This is a genomic window from Candidatus Gracilibacteria bacterium (assembly GCA_010119145.1).
GTDB lineage: Bacteria > Patescibacteriota > Gracilibacteria > BD1-5 > UBA6164 > JAACSU01.
Genome location: JAACSU010000004.1, coordinates 1 through 6,449 on the forward strand (window position 1 = coordinate 1; position 6,449 = coordinate 6,449).

Annotated in this window: 5 protein-coding genes; 1 reads left to right on the plus strand and 4 read right to left on the minus strand. The window is 33.5% G+C overall.

The window, feature by feature from the left end; translation table 25 throughout:
* Nucleotides 1-191 precede the first annotated feature (191 nt).
* Nucleotides 192-1,001, plus strand: coding sequence for a sulfite exporter TauE/SafE family protein (locus GW846_00075; protein NDK09165.1), 810 nt, complete (start codon nucleotides 192-194; stop codon nucleotides 999-1,001).
* Here GW846_00075 and GW846_00080 read toward each other — a convergent pair.
* The 4 genes from GW846_00080 to GW846_00095 all read right to left on the minus strand — a co-directional run bounded on the left by GW846_00080 (nucleotide 972) and on the right by GW846_00095 (nucleotide 6,197).
* Nucleotides 972-2,651, minus strand: a complete 1,680-nt coding sequence (locus GW846_00080; GenBank protein NDK09166.1) for a hypothetical protein — start codon at nucleotides 2,649-2,651, stop codon at nucleotides 972-974. The genes GW846_00075 and GW846_00080 overlap by 30 nt on opposite strands.
* A gap of 9 nt (nucleotides 2,652-2,660) precedes the next feature.
* Complete coding sequence (locus tag GW846_00085; protein ID NDK09167.1) at nucleotides 2,661-5,495, minus strand: hypothetical protein; 2,835 nt, start codon at nucleotides 5,493-5,495, stop codon at nucleotides 2,661-2,663.
* Nucleotides 5,496-5,749: 254 nt separating this feature from the next.
* Nucleotides 5,750-5,968: an addiction module toxin, HicA family gene (locus GW846_00090; protein NDK09168.1), complete on the minus strand. Its 219-nt coding sequence runs from the start codon at nucleotides 5,966-5,968 to the stop codon at nucleotides 5,750-5,752.
* A 1-nt stretch (nucleotide 5,969) separates the two neighbouring features.
* Nucleotides 5,970-6,197, minus strand: coding sequence for a type II toxin-antitoxin system HicB family antitoxin (locus GW846_00095; protein ID NDK09169.1), 228 nt, complete (start codon nucleotides 6,195-6,197; stop codon nucleotides 5,970-5,972).
* Between the last annotated feature and the right edge of the window lie 252 nt (nucleotides 6,198-6,449).

Genomic DNA, 6,449 nt, shown 5'->3' on the forward strand with positions numbered 1-6,449 from the left:
TTTGTAGCTATTTGCATAAGATAAGTTTAACTTTCTAACTTTTCATATTGTAAACTTCCAAACAAGACATGTCAATGGGTAATATATCTTTAGATATGATGTAGTGTCATCCCCGTGTTTACCCTGAGTTCCGTCGAAGGGAAGACGGGGATCCAGTCTACAATTACCTTTTTTGTTATACTTAGCAACCTATGAGTCCTTCACTACTGCAAATATTGATTTTGTTTTTTGCCGGCGTTTTTGCCAGCTTATTTGGCTCATTAGTTGGTGGTGCCGCTTTTATTACTATCCCCATTATGGCTTCGCTTGGCATCCCGCTTCCCGTAACTATTGCTGCCAACACATTCAGTAATCTTGGTATCAATCTTGGAGGATTTAATCAATTCAAAAAAAAGAAATTAATTAACTACAAAATCGGTTTTTTCTTAGCTTTTTTTGCTTTCTTTGGATCAATTTTCGGTTCATCTTTAGTTCTCAAAACTCCGGCAGTTTATATTAAGGTTATTCTTATTGTAGCTCTCTTCACCTCCCTATTCTCTCTATTTATTAAGCCTAAAAAGGGAGTTTTGTTAGATATCTCTAAAAAAATAACTAAACCTGCCTATATTCTTGGAGCAATTTTAGCTACGATTTTGGGTGCTTATTCGGGATTTTTGGGAGCCGGTGTTGCGACTTTTTATACTTATGGATTGATCTTTATTTTTAACCAAAGTTTTCTGGAAAGCACTGGAACTAGAAAAATACCGGGATTAGTCCAGTCGCTTGGAGCAACAGTTATTTTTCTTTTTAACAAACAGGTTAATTTTGCAATTTGCAATTTGCCTGCCTTTATTTTTTGGCATGTATCTTGGTTCCGAAATCGGAACCCACTATGGTATAAAGTTCGGCAACAAATTCATCAAAATTCTGTCAATAATAATCACGATTATTCTTCTGATAAAGTTTCTGAGATAATTTTAAAGAGTAATTTATTATCAATTATCGTAACTAAGTTTTTCTAACTCTATTGGCACTATAATTCCAAAAATTTTAAGTACTTTTTGAATATTTAATAAATTTTTTTTTGCGGTCTCTGTATCTATAATAGGTGTAAAATTCAAAACCTCTGAGTTCTCTTCTATAATTTCTTCTGATCCATCTTTTGGTAATGGAAGACCTAAATACCATGATAAAGAAGCAGCAATTGTCATAAGTTTTGCGTAGCTAATGATAGCAGTATGTTGATCAGAAACATATTTCAAGGTGGTATCCATAAAACGTGCAGTAATATCAGGTTTATAAGTAATGGTTTTTCCATCATTTGTCACAGCTAAATCAGAATATGAAAGTAAAGTAGAAACAAAAGAAAAAAGATGATAAGGTCCAGACAGAAAATCATTAGCAATTCCTAAGGTTTTACCTTTTTCATCAGGATTGGATTGTGTTTCTTCAAAGTATCTAAGCCACACATATAGTTTAGCATCATGACTTGATTGCAGAGAAACTGCTCCCCTTGCTACTACTTCAGCCGGATATGTGTGAATAAAATCTGCTTCGTACCCTTTTAATTGATTGAGCCACTCTACTTCGTCTTCACTAAATGTTTTTATACAATCATGACATAAACCAATTAATCCAAGATATTCTTCATTCAAAAGTGGTCCCCCACCACATTCCTGAGATAGTCTATTAATTTCCCGTGCCAAATGAGACATTAATTTGGATACTTTATCACTATGATAATAGATTAAATGTCCACTCCTTAACTGATTTTCTTTTAAGCGATTAACAATGTCATTATCAGTCACCCATTTTTTTAATAACGGTAATTTTGTAGTTTGTAAAAAATAGTCCTTTTCCGTAGGTATGGGTACGCCTAGTTGTTTGCTAATTTCTTTTACAACTGTCCATCTTTCTAAAATCTCATTTTGTGAAAAACCAAATTCCTTATCTGAAAAATCTATTCCAGCATTCATACGCAATGCATATTGAATTGTAGTGTTTATGGCAACAACATGAGCCCTGTCAATCCAATCTTTAGCTTTGTATGATGTCAATTCATCTGATCTTTTTGCATAAGGTTCAATAGCAAATAAATTAACTGCTGGATGAAGATAGGAATTCCAATTATTTTTAGCATCTTGGCCTAAATTAGCATTAGCTAAAGATACTAGTACGTTTGGTAATTCCGCTTCTTCAAAAAATTTTGGATGAGGACCATGAAGGATTAATTCCGCATATTTAGGGTGATTTAATTTATAAAGCAATAAAGCCAACTTTAGAACATTACTCGTTTTTATCGTTCTTTCGGGAGCATAAACAGGAAATCTATATAGCTTTAATAAATGAGGGTCAAGATCATTAAGCCCGTACTGCTCTACTATTTGTTCATCTATCACTTGACCCGCTTTGAACAATAAACCTGTTAAAAAGGTTACTCTTGGTGAAACTAATGTATCAATACCAACTAAAGCAACCACATTATTTAATTTATCAGCAGCATTTGTTGCAATTGTGGCAATACGAATTGCTGGCTCCTTTCTATGATTATTTTCTAATCTTTGCCATATTCCTAACTGACTGAATTCCTTAAAAACAATCTCTCCTTCTTTTTCAAGTGCTGAAAATTTATGTGTTTCGGGAATAGTATGAAAATTTTCGATTCTGTTCATAATAAACTCCTATTGAAATAGGCCATAATGCTTTATAAAAGCTGCTGACAAGCTATTTATTTCTTCCGTATGAATGCCGTTTTTTAAATCCATTCTGATTTGAGTAGATGATTGATTATTATTAATGTCTACTTGTAGATATTCATTAAATCTCATTCTATTAAGTAAACTATCAATCAATGATCTATTTTCTCCACGAACTTCAACTATATGAGGTATGGATCTATATTGATCATTGTTAGGATAATTCTTTAGACTATCACCCCCTATTAATCTCCATATTTTTGAGTTTCCAGATACTTCCTTCCTAATTTGTTCTAACAACTGGGTATTTTGCACATCAAACCAAATTGGGATAGCCGGATTTACAAGATGAACCTGCATTTCATTTATCGTTTGTAACAGTGCTATCCTTCTTCGTAAAGCCAAAGATGGAACTTCTCCACTTACTATTTCCCCAGCCTTAGAACGGCTAAAATCGTCTAATGCAATAAATGTTTCTGTATTACTTTCAACATAACGTTCTTTGATAGTTTCTATACCCGCTCTTATTGCCTTTATATGATGCTGTCCAAATGGAGCTCCAGTAGTACCAAAAACAATAGTATCAGTAATTTCTGGTTCATTATATCCTTTAATTTTTTTAGCGATTATGTCTAATATGTCTCTTTGAGCTTGATATAAAGATTTCATTGACTCTGCATTATTTGTTTCTGATGTAGATATTTGATAAAGCGTAAAATCGTCACCAAAATTAACAAGAGTTAGTACCTTTTTTGCTAATGTTGGAGAAACATATAATCCTTCTTGGATGAGTTTTGATAATTTTCGCCACGCTTGGCTTCGTTCAAATATATGTGGGTGTTTTAATTCCTCAAACAAAGTATCCGTCTTTACTTTCGATTGATCTACAATATCAATCTCTGGTTCTCTTCTTTCATTCAAAATGGCCAGTGTTCTATTGGATAAATTTTCAATGTCAATCCTATCAACAATTTTTTTACACACTTCAGATAATTGCCTATAATAAATATTAGAAAATAGTTCTCCTCCCAGATTTCCTTCAACAACAACGTCTATCTTTTCATTTATTATATTTGCTTCTGACCGATGTAATGAAGCCCCAATTAATTTTAATAATTTTTGCTTTGCTGTCTTTTCAATATCTAAATTTCCTTCCATTATCGCTTTTTCTATTTCCATGGTTATTTCCTGAGACCTAGTACTTAATGCTAAATCAGATGTATTTATTAAGGAAGCGTTCTCTTTTGCGGTTTGCAACCATTCTTGTTCTAAACCCCCATGAAATGCTATGTGCTGACTATCAGCAGGATTTGACCTCCCTTTAAATGGATCTGTAAACAGCATTTCCGGTTTAAATGATGTTATTGATATATACCTATGTTCCCGTGCAAGAACGTCAATTATCTCAGCATTTGGTGGAACATCTCCGTTTTCTAACTGCCAAGTATTTAATAAATTTAAGTCACCTGTAACTTGAGATCCAAAAAAAGCACCCAGATCTCCAACTTTTGTGCTCGGCAGAAAAGTCGAAGCCCAAGTTGGATTATGTAATATTAGATTTTGCAGTGCGTTATACATCCAAGCCGCTGGTGCACGCCATGGTTTTTTAAGTCTTTCCCGAACTTCATAATTTCTCATTCCAGTTCTTAAAGAAAGTGTTTCGGCAACATTTGCATCAAATTCCTCAATTAAAGAAGGAATTGCTACTACAGACTTTCCATGAGCTCCAAATATTTTAACTCCATTAGGGTCCATACCCATTTCTTCTGCTTGTCTTCTGGCTCTTCCATAATTGATGGCTGCGCCAAAACCAGCAATTCTTTGATTATTATGGTTATAAGAAACTGATCCTTGTAAAGCGGCCATTGTTAACTGTTCAACAGGATCAGATGCAACAAGTAACGTTCCTCCCCAATTTGCCTTCGAGGCATTTTCAAGTAATTCTCTTAAAATTTTTACATTGGAGGCATATTGAACCGCCCGAACATCAATGTTCATCGAGGTAGAAGTCGCCGGCGGAATTGGACCTGAAGCAAGGAATAAAATAACATCTGCAGCAAAAATCTCTTCTATGTTTTCTTGCGTGACACTTAATAGATCTGGATGAGCATCCCTTTGCAATCCAATGTCTTCAAGTTCTATCTCTAATGCTTCAACTGTATTTCTACTCTTTGACGCTAATATTAATTTATTTATGTGCGAGGTTGCCTTATTTTGAGAATAAAGAGCCTGAGCAACATGACTACCTATGTCCCCCAAACCAAAAATAGCAACGGTTACTGGATTGGATCGATTTATATGCAATACTTTTTCGAGACTATTTTGTTGCTCTTTGGAATCAAGCACGTTTGTAATAAGTAAAGTAGAATTATTTGAAAGCGCTTTTATCCATGGGTCCATTACTTCTTCATTAATTGGGCCTTGATATTTATTGCTTCTCGGGAAAATTATTCCTGAAAGAGTTTCATATTTAGTAAAATGTTGACGTTGGCTTGGAAAAAGTCCACCAAGAGCTGCTTCTCCATTTAATGTTTCCCAAACTGCTCTGGTTGTCAGAGGATTACCAGTTCCCGGATTTGATTCTAATACAACAATACCTCCAAAATTGTCTAACTCTGCTGGCTTTGGGGAGTCTTCTAATTGAGTCAAGTCAAAATTTGGTTTATTTTGTTTTGATAGCATTGACGTAAAAAATGCTTTGCTTGATTTGGGGATAACCACCAACAAATTATCCAAATTTGAGACAAACCAAAGCTTTCCCTCCTCTCCATATTTCTTTTCAAGAATTTTTGGTAAATTTACTTTTTCTAAAGCGGACATATTTTAAAAAACCTTCCGATTTTATTCAGAAGGTTACAATAATATATTTTCGAATTACATTATACTATATTTTTTGTAAATATCCTATAATACTAAATTATTGGTTTAAAAATATATTTTTATCCAATCCCCGCAGTTTTCTTCTTTCCTTTCATCTAATATTCATCAATAAAGTGTCTAATTAAAGTATAGGCATATCACTAAATTAATGGCTTCCTGATAATCCGATGGGAGAGTTTTTGGAGTTTAGGATATTACCTTCTAAACAAATCAATTGAAAGTTGTGATTGCCTTATAATTGAGCGAAGAGTACCTGGAGCCAAATCTCTTGAATGAAAAGGAACTGTCGTGTGAGCTTTAGTTTTCGAATTAAAATATTGTTTGTGACTGGATTTACTGACGTTAACGATAAATCCATTTTTAATAAGAATTGCTTCAACTTCACGAGGTTTTAGTGGAGCTAATCGAGGCATATTAAAAAGCTAATTTAAGATTGGCGGGCACATTTACTTGATACTGACTAATATAAAAATCTGAAGAATCCTGTGCAGGTACCTCCGAATCTGTCTTAATCAAACCTTCAATATGGACAGAGATTGCCGCCTCAACATTTTTTCTGGCATCATCAACCGTTCTACCAAAATCGGAAATACCAAGAGTTGGCACATAGGCAACAAAATATTTACCTTCTTTTTTTATCATCACATTATATTTTAAAACTGTAGATTTCATATGAGCTTAAGTATATCAAAATCAAAATATAGTTTACAACTGAAAAAATGTCTTTAATCCTTCGTTTGTATTTTTTTCATTATAATGTATAGGCACAAATATATCATTATTTCTCGGCATGATAATTGTGTTAGAGATTTTTATTTTGAAGTTTTTTCTAAAAGATCCGCTATCTGTTTCTTAAATACAGGAAGCTCTTTCTGAATGATTTTCCATATTCTT